This window comes from Kitasatospora sp. NPDC048194, assembly GCF_043202455.1.
Lineage (GTDB): Bacteria > Actinomycetota > Actinomycetes > Streptomycetales > Streptomycetaceae > Kitasatospora.
The window spans coordinates 41,701-55,786 of sequence record NZ_JBIDAK010000029.1; the positions used below are offsets into that span (position 1 = coordinate 41,701).

A 14,086-nucleotide genomic window follows, 5' to 3' on the forward strand; every position below is an offset into this window, starting at 1 on the left:
ACCGGCGCGCTTTCCACAACATCCGCCCCTTGCGCGCCCCTTGACACCACTCGCACACGACTGGTCGTGCTCCCTTAACTCCCCAGCCACATAACGACGCGAGGATGTCCCGCAATCAGGGTCTGGATGGACGGGTTGGGGCGATCATGCGCATGCGGTCGACGGAAGGATCCACGGGGCAGCAGCCGGAGGACGAGCTCGGGGCCGCCGAACTCCGGGCCGAGCTGGACGAGTTACTCCGAGCGAGCCGTTACGCGAGCCAACGCGAACGGCGGCTGAACGAGGCGATACGGGCGGCCCCGGGCCGTCGGCGTCCGGACGGGGACCTGCTGCGGCAGCTCGCCCAGGTGCGCACCCTCCGCGCCGGCCTGGGCGCCCGTTGCCTCCGACTGAGCGATGAGCTGGAGGCGTTGGAGATTCGACTCAGACGCCGGCAAGCCTCCCCGGAGGAACCGGCGCCACAGGCGTGGCAGGCCCCGCCGCCACCACCGCCCGCCAGGCCCGACCTGGGCGGCCTCACCGAGCGGATCACGGCCCTCCACCGCGGCGGCTCCGTCCCCGAGGCCGAGGAACTGCTGAACCGGGCCGCCGCCCACCTCGAACCCGCCGACACCGCCCTCCTGGTCGGCATGCTCGCCCAGCGCGGCCCGACCGGTGCCTCGCTGCACCTCGCCGGGTGCAGCGCCCGCAGCGCCCCGGACCACGCCGTCGCGGTACTGGCGGAGCTGCGCGAACTGGGGCTGGGCGAGGAGGCGGCGGAACTGTTCCACGCCTTCTGGGCCTATCCGGCGGCCGCGGTACCGGACCTCCTCGCCGCACTGGAGCGGGCCGGGCTGCACGCGGACGGTGCGACCCTGCTCTGGGAGTGGGGCTCCGCCCCGACCGCCGAACTGACCGCCCTCGCGGCCTGCCTCCAGCAGTGCGGCCGCTCCGGCGACGTCCGCACCCTGCTCCGCCAGGCCGCCGGCCGTCCCACCGCCGACCTCGCCGACCTCGTCGTCGAACTCCCGGCCGCGCTCGCCGCCCTCCTGCTGACCGAGTTGGCGGCCCTGCGGCCGCCCGCCGAAGTGGTCCGCCTGGCCGCGGCCCTGGCCGACGCCCCGGACCTCTACGGCCACCTGCTGGGCGCCCTGCTCGCCGACGGGGGCCGCCACCGGACCACCCTCGCCGCCCTCCGCACCGCCGGCCTTCCGACCGCGCCGCCCGCCACCCCCCGCTCCCGCTGGGGCCGGCGGTAGGACGGTCGGTACGGCAGGCGGCCTGCGGCAGGCGGCACCCTCGCGTCTCCCCGCTGTCCGCTCCCCGCGCAGCAGGAAGCCCCCGTCCGCCCCGGAGACCAGGGCGGACGGGGGCTCCCCGAGCCGGCAGGACCGGACTAGCAGCCGATGAGCCGCGCGCCCAGGTAGGCCTTGACCTGGTCGAGCGACACGCGCTCCTGCGACATGCTGTCGCGGTCGCGGACGGTCACCGCGTTGTCCTCGAGGGTGTCGAAGTCGACCGTGACGCAGAACGGCGTGCCGATCTCGTCCTGGCGGCGGTAGCGCTTGCCGATCGCCCCGGCGTCGTCGAACTCGACGTTCCACGCGGTGCGCAGGTCGGCGGCCAGGCCGCGGGCCTTCGGGGAGAGCTCGGCGTTGCGGGACAGCGGCAGGACGGCGACCTTGACCGGGGCCAGGCGCGGGTCGAGCCGCATGCCGACGCGCTTCTCCATGACGCCCTTGGCGTTCGGCGCCTCGTCCTCGAAGTAGGCGTCGATCAGGAAGGCCAGCATGGCGCGGTTGAGGCCGGCCGCCGGCTCGATGACGTACGGGAAGTACCGCTCGCCGCTCTCCTGGTCGTAGTACTTCAGGTCCTGGCCGGAGGCGTTGCTGTGCACCGTCAGGTCGTAGTCGGTGCGGTTGGCGATGCCCTCGAGCTCGGAGAACTCGGAGCCGCCGAAGTTGAAGCGGTACTCGATGTCCACGGTGCGCTTGGCGTAGTGGGACAGCTTCTCCTTCGGGTGCTCGAAGAAGCGCATGTTCTCGGTGCGCAGACCGAGGTCGACGTACCAGTCCCAGCGCTGCTGGAGCCAGTACTCGTGCCACTGCTCGTCCTCGCCCGGCTTGACGAAGAACTCCATCTCCATCTGCTCGAACTCGCGGGTGCGGAAGATGAAGTTGCCGGGCGTGATCTCGTTGCGGAAGCTCTTGCCGGTCTGGGCGATGCCGAACGGCGGCTTCTTGCGCGAAGTGGTCTGGACGGCCTTGAAGTTGGTGAAGATGCCCTGGGCGGTCTCGGGGCGCAGGTACGCCAGGCCGCTGGCCTCCTCGGTGACGCCGAGGTGGGTCTTCAGCATGCCCGAGAAGTCCTTGGGCTCGGTGAACTGGCCCTTGGTGCCGCAGTCGGGGCAGTTGACGTCCTTGAGGCCGTTCGGCGGCGGGAAGCCGTGCTTGGCCTCGTACTTCTCCTCCAGGTGGTCCGCCCGGTGGCGCTTGTGGCAGGAGAGGCACTCGGTCAGCGGGTCGTTGAAGGTGGCGACGTGGCCGGAGGCCTCCCAGACCTCACGGGCGAGGATCACCGACGAGTCGAGTCCGACGACATCCTCACGGGCCTGCACCATCGCGCGCCACCACTGGCGCTTGATGTTCTCCTTGAGCTCGACACCCAGCGGCCCGTAGTCCCAGGCGGCACGCGTGCCGCCGTAGATCTCGCTGCAGGGGTAGACGAAGCCACGGCGCTTGCTCAGGCTGACGATCGTGTCGATCTTGTCGGCGGCCACAGTGCTCTCTTCAGTACGTACGGCACGGTCAGGGCACGGCTGGTTGCGCGTACCCGAATACCTCAGGTTACCGGCCTGATGGGTACGGGGTTCAAATCGGTATCGTCCGCCGGCCCCCGCTCCCGGCCACCCGCCGTTCACCCGTCGGAGTGAGTTGACAATCATTCCCAAATAAGTTGAGAATGATTTTCATGATGATCGGACAGTCTCGCCGTCGCACCCTCCGTGCCCGCCGCACCGCGGCCCTGGCCGCCGCCGCCCTGACCGCCTCCCTCGCCCTGACGGCCTGCGGCGGCAGCAGCAGCGCCGAGGGCACGGACGGCAAGCTGAACGTCGTCGCGTCCTTCTACCCGATGGAGTTCCTGGCCCAGCAGATCGGCAAGGACCACGTCTCGGTCACCGACCTCACCGCGCCCGGCGTCGAGCCGCACGACCTGGAGCTCACCGCCAAGCAGGTGGCGACCGTCCAGAAGGCCGACGCGATCCTCTACCTCAAGGGCCTGCAGCCCACCGTCGACCAGGCCGTCGGCCAGTCCTCCAGCAAGCACAAGGTCGATGCCACCGCCGTCAGCCCGCTGGTCGACCACCACCTCGACGCCGAGACCTCCGGGGACGGCCACCAGAGCGAGGGTCCGGCCGGTGACCCGCACGTCTGGCTCGACCCGACCCGCTACGCCGCGATCGCCAGGAGCGTCGGCGACGAGTTCGCCAAGGCCGACCCCTCCCACGCCGAGGACTACCGGAAGAACACCGACGAGCTGGTCACCAAGCTCACCGCGCTGGACCAGGACTTCGCCAACGGGCTGAAGTCCACCAGGACCAGGACCTTCGTCACCAGCCACGCCGCCTTCGGCTACCTCGCCGACCACTACGGCCTGACCCAGGTCGCCGTCAACGGCGTCGACCCCGAGTCCGAGCCGACCCCGGCCCGCCTCGCCGAGGTGCAGAAGGCCGCCAAGGACAACGGCGTCACCACCGTCTTCTTCGAGACCCTGGTCAGCCCCAAGCTCGCCGAGACCGTCGCCAAGGACCTCGGCCTGAAGACCGCCGTGCTGGACCCGCTGGAGGGCGTCAAGGACCCGTCCAAGGACGACTACCTCACCGTCATGAAGCAGAACCTGGCCAACCTCCAGGCCGCCCTCGGCGCCACCGCGACCACCGACGCGACCACCGGCGCCACCGCGACCGCGACCGCGACCGCGACCGCGACCAGCTGACAGGAGGCGGCACCATGACCGATCCGATGCCCCCGGCCGTCCGCCTGCGGAACGCCGTCGCCTCCCGCGGCGGCCGACCGGTGCTGCGCGGCGTCGACCTCACCGTCGAACCCGGCGAGGTCGTCGCGCTGCTCGGCGCCAACGGCTCCGGCAAGTCCACCACCGTCAAGGTCGTGACCGGCGCGGTGCCCCTGGAGCAGGGCGCCCTGGAGCTGTTCGGCACGCCGTACGCCTCCTTCCGTGCCTGGCACCGGATCGGGTACGTCCCCCAGCGCACCACCGCCGCCTCCGGCGTCCCGGCGACGGTGCGCGAGGTGGTCTCCACCGGCCGGCTGCCGCAGCACCGGCTGCTGCCCTTCCGGCGCGCCGACCGCCACGCGGTGGACCGCACGCTGGCCGCCGTCGGCATGCTGGAGCGGGCCGGGGACGGCGTCGCCGACCTGTCCGGCGGCCAGCAGCAGCGGGTGCTGATCGCCCGCGCCCTGGTCGGCCGGCCCGACCTGCTGATCATGGACGAGCCGATGGCCGGCGTGGACGCGGCCAGCCAGCAGGTGCTCGCCGACATCCTGCGCGGGGAGGTCGCCCGCCGCGCCTCCGTCCTCCTCGTCCTGCACGAACTCGGGCCGCTGGAGCCGCTGATCGACCGCGTCGTGGTGCTGCGGGACGGCTGCGTCGCCCACGACGGGCCGCCCGTGCCCAACACCGGCCTGCACGCCCTGCCCGGCCACGACCACGTCCACCCGCACGCCGACCTCACCCCGCCGAGGCTGCTCGCATGACCGAGATGCTCTCCTACGACTTCATGCAGCGCGCCCTGCTCGCCGCCGTGCTGGTCGGGATCACCGCCCCCGCCGTCGGCATCTACCTGGTGCAGCGCCGCCAGGCCCTGATGGGCGACGGCATGGGCCACGTCGCGATGACCGGGGTCGGCCTCGGCTTCGTCTTCCAGACCAGCCCGGTCTGGATGGCCGTGCTGGTCTGCGTGCTCGGCGCGGTCACCATGGAGCTGGTGCGCTCGCGCGGCAACCAGCGCGGCGACATCGCCCTGGCGATGCTCTTCTACGGCGGCATGGCCTGCGGCAAGCTGCTCGTCTCGCTCTCCGCCCAGGCCGGGGCCGGCTCGCTGGAGAGCTACCTGTGGGGCTCGATCCTGACCGTCGCCCCCGCGGACCTCAGCGCCATCGCGGTGCTCGGCGCGGTCGTCATCGCGGTCACCGTCGGCCTGCGCCGCCAGCTCTTCGCGATCTGCCAGGACGAGGACTTCGCCCGGGTCACCGGCCTGCCGGTGCGCACCCTGAACCTGCTGCTCGCGGTGATGGCCGCCGTCACCGTCACCGTCGCCATGCGGGTGGTCGGACTGCTGCTGGTCAGCGCCCTGATGGTGGTTCCGGTGGTCGCCGCCCAGCAGCTCACCCGCTCCTTCGCCGCCACCCAGGCCGCCGCCGTCGCGCTCGGCGTGGGGGTCTCGCTGGCCGGCGTCACCGGCTCCTACCAGCTCGACGTGCCGTCCGGCCCCGCCATCGTGCTGCTCGCCATCGCGGTCTTCGCGGTGTTCAGCGTGATCGCCGCACCGCTGGCCCGGCGGCGCCACCGCCGCCGCGGTGACGCCGCCCGCGGGCCGACGGTCTGCGACGTGCGGATCCCCGGCCCGACCCGCGACCGGACGGTCGACCGGGCGGCGGACCGGAGCGGCGGCCGGACCCGGGACCGGATGCCCGACCTGACCGCCGAAAACACCCCCTCCGACGCGGGCACTCCGGAGCGACGGGCCGGACTGGCACAATGAGGTGCGAGACGCCCACGACCCCAGGAGGACCCACGGTGACCACCGCAGGCCCGTCGCCGCGCGCCCGATCGACCCGGCAGCGTGCCGCCGTATCGGCGGCCCTGGACGAGATCGCGGACTTCCGCAGCGCGCAGGAGCTCCACGACCTGCTCAAGCACCGCGGGGACTCCGTCGGTCTCACCACGGTGTACCGCACGCTCCAGTCGCTCGCCGACGCCGGTGAGGTGGACGTGCTGCGCACCGCCGACGGCGAAGCCGTCTACCGCCGGTGCAGCAGCGGGCACCACCACCACCTGGTCTGCCGGCACTGCGGCGCGACCGTCGAGGTGGAGGGCCCCGCGGTGGAGCGCTGGGCCAACTCCGTCGCCTCCGAGCACGGGTTCAGCGACATCGCGCACACCCTGGAGATCTTCGGCACCTGCGCGGAGTGCGCGAAGAAGGCCTGACGGCGGCCCGTGCGGGGGCAGCCCGTACGGACGACGCCACGGCGAAAGAACGGCGCAGGGCCCGCGGGATCGTCCCCGCGGGCCCTGCGCCGTTCACGGCGCCGGTGCGCCGACGCCGGTGCAGCGGACGCCGGCGCACGAACGCCGGTGCTCGTGCGCCGCGGCGCGGCGAGCACCGGCGCAGCGGCGTCAACGCTGGGTGGGCAGCCCCGTGGTGACCTCGTTCGGGATCGCCCCGCCGAAGCGCCGGTCGCGCATCGCGAACTGCTCGCAGGCGCGCCACAGGTCGCGGCGGTCGAAGTCCGGCCAGAGCACGTCCTGGAACACCAGCTCGGCGTAAGCAGACTGCCAGAGCAGGAAGTTGGAGGTGCGCTGCTCGCCGCTGGGGCGCAGGAAGAGGTCCACGTCCGGCATGTCCGGGTGGTACATGTACCGGGCCAGGGTCTTCTCGTTGACCTTCTTCGGGTCCAGCCTGCCGGCCGCGACGTCCTGGGCGATCGCCTGCGCCGCGTCCGCCAGCTCGGCCCGGCCACCGTAGTTGACGCACATGTAGAGCGTCACCGCGTCGTTGCCCTTGGTCTGCTCCTCGGCGACCTGCAGTTCCTGCACGACGCTCTTCCAGAGCTTGGGCATCCGGCCCGCCCAGCGGATCCGCACGCCCATCGCGTCCATCTCGTCGCGGCGGCGGCGGATGACGTCCCGGTTGAAGTTCATCAGGAACTTCACCTCGTCGGGCGAGCGCTTCCAGTTCTCGGTGGAGAACGCGTACAGCGAGATGTTCTTGACGCCGAGCTCGATCGCCCCCCTGAGGACGTCGAGCACGACGGACTCGCCGACCTTGTGGCCCTCGGTGCGCGGCAGTCCGCGCTCCTTGGCCCAACGGCCGTTGCCGTCCATCACGATGGCGACGTGGTTGGGCACCAGCTCGCCGGGGAGTTTCGGGGGCCGTGCGCCGCTGGGGTGCGGGGCCGGGGGAACGTACTCCCGTTGCTTGCCACCGCCGAAGAGCCGTCGCGCTGCCATGTGCTCACTTCTCCACGTATCTCATCGAGCGGATGCCCCGCTCCAGGTGCCACTGCAGATAGGCCGCGACCAGGCCGCTGCCCTCCCGCCAGTACCGCGGCTCACAGGCGTCGGCCGTCGGCCAGTCCCCCGACAGCAGCGCCCCGAGCAGTACCAGTGTCTCAGGGGAGGGTACGGCACATCCGGGCACTCGGCAGTCCGCGCAGAGCACCCCGCCCGCCGGGAGGGAGAAGAAACGGTTCGGCCCCTCCAGGCCGCACTTGGCGCAGTCCGTGAAGCTCGCGCCGTAGCCGTTCACCGCGAGCGAGCGCAGCAGGAAGGCGTCCAGCACCAGGTGCGACTCGTGCAGCCCGGCCGCCAGCGTGCGCAGGCCGCCCACCAGCAGCAGGTACTGCTGCACGGCCGGCTCGCCCTCGTTCTCGGCGAAGCGCTCGGCGGTCTCCAGCATCGCCGTACCGGCGGTGTAGCGGCCGTAGTCGGTGACGATCGAACCGCCGTACGGGGCGATGGTCTCCACCTGGGTGCACAGCGGCAGACCGCGCCCGACCAGCTCGCTCCCCCGGCTGAAGAACTGCACGTCCACGTGGGAGAACGGTTCCAGGCGGGCGCCGAACTTGGACTTGGTCTTGCGCACCCCGCGCGCCACCGCCCGTACCTTGCCGTGCTGGCGGGTCAGCAGGGTGATGATCCGATCGGCCTCGCCGAGCTTCTGCGCCCGCAACACGACGCCGTCGTCCCGGAAAAGACTCATGGGGTCCATTCTCCCCCAGTCGCGGGGGCCGCCGGTCTCCCCCGCTCGCCGGGGCCGGACGCAGCGCCCGGTGCCGGGCAGCCGTGTTGCCCGCACCGGGGCCGTGGGGGAGGACCACTGCGGTGCGGGTCACGGCGGGCCCGGGTGGGGGGGCGCCACCCGGCCGGGGGCCGGGGGGCGGGGTCGGGCCCGTTTGTGGGGGATTCGGAAAGCCTTCTCGGCGGGGGCCGGCAGGCGCGGCGGGTGCCCGGGGCGCTACAGGTTCTCGTACGGCGCCCGGGTCGCCGCCTCCAGCAGCGCGGTGACCCGGGACTGCGGCAGGTCCAGGCAGCGTCCGACCGCGGCCAGCGCCTCGCGCTCCTGCGGCAGGTACCGCCCGTCGGCCAGGGCGATCGCGGCGCCCTGCAGCAGCAGGCGCTCCCGGCCCTCGCGGGCCAGGTGCGGGGCGAGCGGTTCGAGCACCGCGTGCAGCTCCACGGTGAGGCCGCCGGCCATGCCGTGGGCGTCGTGGAGCTCGCCGCCGAGCCCGGACAGCGCGGCGAGCGCGGCCAGCACCTGGGCCTCGCCGCAGTCCTCGAAGCCGGCCTCGCGCACCGTGGCGCAGGCCGCCTCGCGGGCCGCCCGGTGGGCGGTGCCGCCGGCCGCGAGCAGGGCCAGCGCGACGGTGTACTGGCCGTCCCGCAGCATGCCGCCGAGGCGGACGCTGGTCGGCTGCTCGAGGGCCTCGACGCCGTACCGGCCGTGGCAGCCGGTGCACTGCACGCTGCCGATCACCGGTCCGAGCGGGAGCACCGGGGCGCCGAGGAGCCTCAGCCACCGCCGGCCGTGCTGGCGGCGGTAGTTGCGGTCCCCGCCGCAGCCGGGGCAGAAGAAGTCACCGAGAACGTCAGTCCGCCACCGCGGGCGGACACCCCACAACCTGGTCACGGCGCCACTCCCCAGACATGGCAGGCGGCCTGCACAACTATGGGCAGGTCACGCGACCGGACACCGAGGCCGTCCCATCGACCCGGCTTTCCGGTGGATCGATGTTGCCATGGTTACCGGCACGTGTCAGTACCTCGAACGGCTCGGGACCCGAAAAAATGTGGCGCAGGCCACAGCGGGGGCGCGGACGAAGGGCCGCCCCACGGGACGGCCCTTCGGGTACCACCCGTACGAATTAACCGCGCTGCGAGCGGTTGACGGCGCTGATCATCGCCTTCAGCGAGGCCAGCACGGTGTTGCCGTCGATGCCCACGCCCCACAGCACCTTGCCGTCCACCGCGCACTCCACGTACGCGGCCGCCTGGGCGTCGCCGCCCTCGCTCAGGGCGTGCTCGGCGTAGTCCAGCACGCGGACGTCCACGCCGATCCGCGCCAGCGCGTCCGCGAAGGCCGAGACCGGGCCGTTGCCGGTGCCGTTCAGCGTCACCGTCACGCCGTCCACCACGGCCTCGGCGGTCAGCGCGTCCCGGCCGTCCTCGGTGGTCAGGGTGCGCGAGCCGGTCAGCGACAGCCGGCCCCACGGGTTGGCCGGGGTGGGCAGGTACTCGTCCTCGAAGACCCGCCAGATCTCGGCCGGGGTGACCTCGCCGCCCTCGGCGTCGGTCTTGGCCTGGATGATCCGGGAGAACTCGATCTGCATCCGGCGCGGCAGGTCCAGCTTGTGGTCGTTCTTCAGGACGTACGCCACGCCGCCCTTGCCGGACTGGCTGTTGACCCGGATGACCGCCTCGTAGGTGCGGCCGACGTCCTTCGGGTCGATCGGCAGGTACGGCACGCCCCAGGTGTGCTCCTGCACCGGCACCCCGGCCGCCTTCGCGTCGGCCTCCAGGGCGTCGAAGCCCTTCTTGATGGCGTCCTGGTGCGAGCCGGAGAAGGAGGTGTACACCAGGTCACCGGCGTACGGGTGGCGCGGGTGCACCTCCATCTGGTTGCAGTACTCGGCGGTGCGGCGCACCTCGTCGATGTCGGAGAAGTCGATCTGCGGGTCGATGCCCTGCGAGAACAGGTTCATCCCCAGCGTCACCAGGTCGACGTTGCCGGTCCGCTCGCCCTGCCCGAACAGGCACCCCTCGATCCGGTCCGCGCCGGCCATGTAGGCCAGTTCGGCGGAGGCCACGGCCGTGCCGCGGTCGTTGTGCGGGTGCACGGACAGGCAGACGAACTCCCGGCGGGACAGGTGGCGCGACATCCACTCGAACTGGTCGGCCTGGACGTTCGGGGTGGCCCGCTCGATGGTGGCCGGCAGGTTCAGGATGATCTCGCGGCCCTCGCCGGGCTGCCAGACGTCCATCACCGCCTCGCAGACCTCCAGCGCGAAGTCCAGCTCGGTGTCGACGAAGATCTCCGGCGAGTACTGGTAGCCGAAGACGGTGTCCTCGCCCAGCAGCTTCTCCGCGTACTCCATCACCAGCCGGGTGCCGTCGACGGCGATCGCCTTGGTGGCCGCCTTGTCGTTGCGGAACACCACCCGGCGGAACAGCGGCGCGGTCGCGTTGTACAGGTGGACGGTCGCCCGCGGGGCGCCCACCAGCGACTCCACGGTCTTCTCGATCAGTTCCTCGCGGGCCTGGGTCAGCACCGAGATGGTGACGTCCTCCGGGATCGCCCCCTCCTCGATCAGCGAGCGCACGAAGGCGTGGTCGGTGGCGCCGGAGGACGGGAAGCCGACCTCGATCTCCTTGAAGCCCATCCGCACCAGCAGGTCGAACATCTTGCGCTTGCGGGCCGGGGACATCGGGTCGATCAGCGCCTGGTTGCCGTCCCGCAGGTCGGTCGAGAGCCAGCGCGGCGCCTTGGTGATGACCTTCTCCGGCCAGGTGCGGTCCGGCAGGTCGACGGTGCCGAACGGCAGGTAGCGCCCGTACCGCATGCCCGAGGGCTGCTGGCGGACGGTGGAGGCGGTGATCGGGGTGGGCCGGTCGACGAAGGCGCGAGCGGCGGGGACGGACGCGGCGGAGGTCTGCTCGGTCATGGAGAAAACTCTCGGCTTCCTGTGGGTGCGTGGTGCGGGCGGGTCGGGAGGGATCAACACCGACTGGCCGGCCTCTGCTGCCGCTCGCGATGCGCCGTCGCACCGCCGAATTCCGCGCACAGCTCGTTCCCCGCGGCGAGGGAGCCGGCCCTGTGGACTACAGGCCCTCGACGCGGCAGCTAAGAAGAAGCAGCCCGTTGCGCATGATGCCCCAGCGTAACCCAGCGCCGCGCGCCCCCGAAGTGATCCGGGCTTCCGTTCCACCCCTTGAGACGGTGGCTGGTCACGTCCGAGCTAGTGACAAAGAGTCATCGAAGCGTCACTCTGGGCCACATGAACGAATCGGTACCGGTCTGCGCGATCGTCCCGCCGTACGTCCTGGACCGCCTCGCCGAGGCCGGTCACGAACCCGCCGTCCGCTCCCTCGCCCTCGACGCCGCGCACCGCGCGGCCCGCCTGGCCCCTCCCCCGCCCGCCGCCTCGCACCCGGACCTCCACCGGGTGATCGCGGACTGCGGCCACAGCGAGCGGCTGCCCGGCCGCACCGCCCGCACCGAGGGCCGGGCCCCGGTCGCCGACACCTCCGTCAACCACGCCTACGACGGCCTCGGCGACACCTTCGCGCTGTACGCCGACGTCTTCGGCCGCGACTCGATCGACGGCCGCGGGCTGCGCCTGGACGCCAGCGTGCACTACGGCCACGACTACGACAACGCCTTCTGGAACGGCCGGCGGATGGTCTTCGGCGACGGCGACGGCGAGGTCTTCGGCGACTTCACCGCCTGCGTCGACGTCATCGGCCACGAACTCACCCACGGCGTCACCCAGTTCACCGCCAACCTGGAGTACCGGGACCAGCCCGGCGCGCTCAACGAGTCGGTCTCCGACGTCTTCGGTTCGCTGGTCAAGCAGTACGTGCTGCACCAGGACGCCGCCGACGCCGACTGGTTGATCGGCGCCGGACTGCTCGCCCCCGGCGTCCAGGGCGTGGCGCTGCGCTCGCTGAAGGCGCCCGGCACCGCCTACGACGACCCGCGGCTCGGCAAGGACATGCAGCCCGCGCACATGCGGGACTACGTGCGGACCTCGGAGGACAACGGCGGCGTGCACATCAACTCCGGCATCCCCAACCACGCGTTCTACCTGCTGGCCACCGCCCTCGGCGGCCGGTCCTGGGACCGCGCCGGCCGGATCTGGTACGACGCGCTGACCGGCGGCCGGCTGCCCTCCGACGCCGACTTCACCGCCTTCGCCCGGGCCACCGTGGCCGCCGCCAGGGCCCGTTACCCCGACGACTCCTCGGTCGCGGACACCGTGACGGCCTCCTGGGCCCAGGTGGGCATCAGCCCCGGCTGACCGCACCACCGGCGCGGGCGCGGACCGTGCCTCCGGGCGCGGGCCCGAAGGTCACGGTCCGGGAAAAGCGCCGCACCGGCCCCCGCCGGGTAGCACCATGGACACCATGCGTATCCAGGTGACCCGGACCGGCGGCCTTGCCGGCATCGTCCGCAGCGCGGAGCTCGACACCGCCGACCGGGTGGACGCCCCGCACGTCCACGCGCTCGCCCGCGAGGCCGTCGCGGGCGGGCTGCGCGCCCCCTCGTACGGGGTGCCGGACGGCTTCCACTACGAGATCACCGTCGACAGCCGGACGGTGTACTGCGCCGACCCCAAGCTCACCGACTCGCAGCGCGAACTGGTGTCGCTGGTGCTGCGCGAGGGCGCCTGAGCCGGCGCACCGGGCCGGTGCGGGCCTCCCGCGCGCCGGCGCCCGCCGGCCGGCGACGGCGCAGGCCCGCCCGGACGCACGACGTCCGGGCGGGCCTGCGGGTGTTCCTCCGGGGCCCTCGCGAGCCCCCCATCCGACCTCGCGTCAGAAGCCGAGCTTGCGCAGCTGCTTGGGGTCGCGCTGCCAGTCCTTGGCCACCTTGACGTGCAGGTCCAGGTAGACGGGCGTGCCGAGCAGCGCCTCGATGTGCTTGCGGGCGGTGCTGCCGACGTGCTTGAGCCGGGCGCCCTTGGCGCCGATCACGATCGCCTTCTGGCTCTGCCGCTCGATGTAGACGTTGGCGTGGATGTCCAGCAGAGGGCGGTCCGCCGGGCGGCCCTCGCGCGGCAGCATCTCCTCGACCACGACGGCCAGCGAGTGCGGGAGTTCGTCCCGCACGCCCTCCAGCGCGGCCTCGCGGATCAGCTCGGCCACCATGATCTGCTCGGGCTCGTCGGTGAGGTCGCCCTCCGGGTAGAGCTGGCCGCCCTCCGGCAGCAGCTTGGTGAGCAGGTCGGCGGCCAGCTCGACCTGCTTGTCACCGACCGCCGAGACCGGGATGATCTCGGCCCACTCGAAGCCCAGCTCGACGCCGAGCTGCTGGACCGCGATGAGCTGCTCGGCCAGGCGCTTGGAGTCGACCAGGTCGGTCTTGGTGACGATGGCGACCTTCGGGGTCTTCTTGATCCCGGCGATCTCCTTGGCGATGAACTTGTCGCCGGGGCCGATCTTCTGGTCGGCGGGGAGGCAGAAGCCGATCACGTCGACCTCGGCCCAGGTGGTGCGCACCAGGTCGTTGAGGCGCTCGCCGAGCAGGGTGCGCGGCTTGTGCAGGCCGGGGGTGTCGACCAGCACGAGCTGGGCGTCCGGGCGGTGCACGATGCCGCGCACGGTGTGCCGGGTGGTCTGCGGGCGGTCGGAGGTGATCGCGACCTTCGTCCCCACCAGGGCGTTGGTCAGGGTCGACTTGCCCGCGTTGGGGCGGCCGACGAAGCACGCGAACCCGGAGCGGTACGAGGAGGAAGGGGCATTCATGGGCTCCATTCTCCCTGATCACCGGAGCGGCGCCGTCCGGGCCCGGTGCGCACCCCGCTCAGCCCCGGTCACCGCCACGCCCGGTCAGCGAGAACACCACCAGCAGCACCAGGAAGCCGATCGAACCCCAGAGCCAGGCGGGGGAGCCGGTCTCCTGCCACTTGCCCATCCCCATCACGAACAGCAGCAGTCCGGCGATGAACGCCAACGCCCCCATGCCCCAGCCCCCTCACCGGAATGCCCTCCCCGGTGAGATTATCGGCTGAACACATGGGGGTGTCGCCCACAGTGCGGCCGACGGTCGCCGCAGCACGCCCCAGCACGCCCCCGCGGGCCCGAGGAG

At 72.3% G+C, this 14,086-nt stretch carries 14 protein-coding genes; 7 read left to right on the forward strand and 7 right to left on the reverse strand.

Going from position 1 to position 14,086, the window contains the following annotated elements; all coding sequences use genetic code 11:
• Positions 1 to 152 precede the first annotated feature (152 nt).
• Positions 153 to 1,238 carry a hypothetical protein gene (locus ACGF07_RS27990; protein WP_392903118.1) on the forward strand — a complete coding sequence of 362 codons (1,086 nt, stop codon included), beginning with the start codon at positions 153 to 155 and terminating at the stop codon, positions 1,236 to 1,238.
• Between the two features lie 137 nt (positions 1,239 to 1,375).
• On the opposite strand, the gene ACGF07_RS27995 is transcribed toward ACGF07_RS27990, so the two are convergent.
• Positions 1,376 to 2,758, reverse strand: coding sequence for a glycine--tRNA ligase (locus tag ACGF07_RS27995; protein ID WP_350746140.1), 1,383 nt, complete (start codon positions 2,756 to 2,758; stop codon positions 1,376 to 1,378).
• 182 nt (positions 2,759 to 2,940) lie between these two features.
• On the opposite strand from ACGF07_RS27995, the gene ACGF07_RS28000 reads away from it, so the two are divergent.
• From ACGF07_RS28000 to ACGF07_RS28015, 4 genes are read left to right on the forward strand one after another with little or no spacing between them, the layout of a single operon-like run.
• Positions 2,941 to 3,975: a metal ABC transporter substrate-binding protein gene (locus ACGF07_RS28000; protein WP_392903121.1), complete on the forward strand. Its 1,035-nt coding sequence runs from the start codon at positions 2,941 to 2,943 to the stop codon at positions 3,973 to 3,975.
• Between the two features lie 14 nt (positions 3,976 to 3,989).
• Entirely contained in the window at positions 3,990 to 4,754 is a 765-nt protein-coding gene (locus ACGF07_RS28005) for a metal ABC transporter ATP-binding protein (RefSeq protein WP_350746145.1), read from the forward strand.
• Positions 4,751 to 5,761, forward strand: a complete 1,011-nt coding sequence (locus tag ACGF07_RS28010; RefSeq protein ID WP_392903123.1) for a metal ABC transporter permease — start codon at positions 4,751 to 4,753, stop codon at positions 5,759 to 5,761. Before ACGF07_RS28005 ends, ACGF07_RS28010 begins: the two co-directional genes overlap by 4 nt.
• Before the next feature lie 35 nt (positions 5,762 to 5,796).
• Positions 5,797 to 6,207, forward strand: a complete 411-nt coding sequence (locus ACGF07_RS28015) for a Fur family transcriptional regulator (protein ID WP_350746150.1) — start codon at positions 5,797 to 5,799, stop codon at positions 6,205 to 6,207.
• A 189-nt stretch (positions 6,208 to 6,396) separates the two neighbouring features.
• Here the strand turns inward: ACGF07_RS28015 and ACGF07_RS28020 are convergent, their stop codons facing one another.
• The 4 genes from ACGF07_RS28020 to leuA form a co-directional block, all read right to left on the reverse strand.
• Entirely contained in the window at positions 6,397 to 7,230 is an 834-nt protein-coding gene (locus ACGF07_RS28020; protein WP_350749063.1) for an isoprenyl transferase, read from the reverse strand.
• 4 nt (positions 7,231 to 7,234) lie between these two features.
• Positions 7,235 to 7,981, reverse strand: coding sequence for a DNA repair protein RecO (gene recO, locus ACGF07_RS28025; protein ID WP_350749066.1), 747 nt, complete (start codon positions 7,979 to 7,981; stop codon positions 7,235 to 7,237).
• A 255-nt stretch (positions 7,982 to 8,236) separates the two neighbouring features.
• Positions 8,237 to 8,908, reverse strand: coding sequence for a TerB family tellurite resistance protein (locus tag ACGF07_RS28030; protein ID WP_350749069.1), 672 nt, complete (start codon positions 8,906 to 8,908; stop codon positions 8,237 to 8,239).
• A 235-nt stretch (positions 8,909 to 9,143) separates the two neighbouring features.
• Complete coding sequence (gene leuA, locus ACGF07_RS28035; protein ID WP_392903128.1) at positions 9,144 to 10,940, reverse strand: 2-isopropylmalate synthase; 1,797 nt, start codon at positions 10,938 to 10,940, stop codon at positions 9,144 to 9,146.
• 333 nt (positions 10,941 to 11,273) lie between these two features.
• Here leuA and ACGF07_RS28040 point away from each other — a divergent pair, with 333 nt between their 5' ends.
• The gene (locus ACGF07_RS28040) at positions 11,274 to 12,296 is read left to right on the forward strand and encodes a M4 family metallopeptidase (RefSeq protein WP_392903131.1); all 1,023 of its coding nucleotides are present in this window, start codon (positions 11,274 to 11,276) and stop codon (positions 12,294 to 12,296) included.
• Positions 12,297 to 12,402: 106 nt separating this feature from the next.
• Positions 12,403 to 12,669 carry a protealysin inhibitor emfourin gene (locus ACGF07_RS28045; protein WP_350749078.1) on the forward strand — a complete coding sequence of 89 codons (267 nt, stop codon included), beginning with the start codon at positions 12,403 to 12,405 and terminating at the stop codon, positions 12,667 to 12,669.
• Between the two features lie 144 nt (positions 12,670 to 12,813).
• On the opposite strand, the gene era is transcribed toward ACGF07_RS28045, so the two are convergent.
• Both era and ACGF07_RS28055 read right to left on the reverse strand, forming a co-directional pair.
• Entirely contained in the window at positions 12,814 to 13,743 is a 930-nt protein-coding gene (gene era / locus ACGF07_RS28050; protein ID WP_350741391.1) for a GTPase Era, read from the reverse strand.
• Between the two features lie 58 nt (positions 13,744 to 13,801).
• Positions 13,802 to 13,960: a hypothetical protein gene (locus ACGF07_RS28055; RefSeq protein ID WP_392903135.1), complete on the reverse strand. Its 159-nt coding sequence runs from the start codon at positions 13,958 to 13,960 to the stop codon at positions 13,802 to 13,804.
• Positions 13,961 to 14,086: the final 126 nt, after the last annotated feature.

Excerpts from the sequence above, each read along its gene's own strand:
- ACGF07_RS27990 (WP_392903118.1), top strand. The coding sequence starts at position 153 with ATGCGGTCGACGGAAGGATCCACGGGGCAGCAGCCGGAGGACGAGCTC.
- ACGF07_RS28000 (WP_392903121.1), top strand. The coding sequence starts at position 2,941 with ATGATTTTCATGATGATCGGACAGTCTCGCCGTCGCACCCTCCGTGCC.
- ACGF07_RS28005 (WP_350746145.1), top strand. The coding sequence starts at position 3,990 with ATGACCGATCCGATGCCCCCGGCCGTCCGCCTGCGGAACGCCGTCGCC.
- ACGF07_RS28010 (WP_392903123.1), top strand. The coding sequence starts at position 4,751 with ATGACCGAGATGCTCTCCTACGACTTCATGCAGCGCGCCCTGCTCGCC.
- ACGF07_RS28020 (WP_350749063.1), bottom strand. The coding sequence starts at position 7,230 with ATGGCAGCGCGACGGCTCTTCGGCGGTGGCAAGCAACGGGAGTACGTT.
- recO (WP_350749066.1), bottom strand. The coding sequence starts at position 7,981 with ATGAGTCTTTTCCGGGACGACGGCGTCGTGTTGCGGGCGCAGAAGCTC.
- leuA (WP_392903128.1), bottom strand. The coding sequence starts at position 10,940 with ATGACCGAGCAGACCTCCGCCGCGTCCGTCCCCGCCGCTCGCGCCTTC.
- ACGF07_RS28040 (WP_392903131.1), top strand. The coding sequence starts at position 11,274 with ATGAACGAATCGGTACCGGTCTGCGCGATCGTCCCGCCGTACGTCCTG.
- ACGF07_RS28045 (WP_350749078.1), top strand. The coding sequence starts at position 12,403 with ATGCGTATCCAGGTGACCCGGACCGGCGGCCTTGCCGGCATCGTCCGC.
- era (WP_350741391.1), bottom strand. The coding sequence starts at position 13,743 with ATGAATGCCCCTTCCTCCTCGTACCGCTCCGGGTTCGCGTGCTTCGTC.
- ACGF07_RS28055 (WP_392903135.1), bottom strand. The coding sequence starts at position 13,960 with ATGGGGGCGTTGGCGTTCATCGCCGGACTGCTGCTGTTCGTGATGGGG.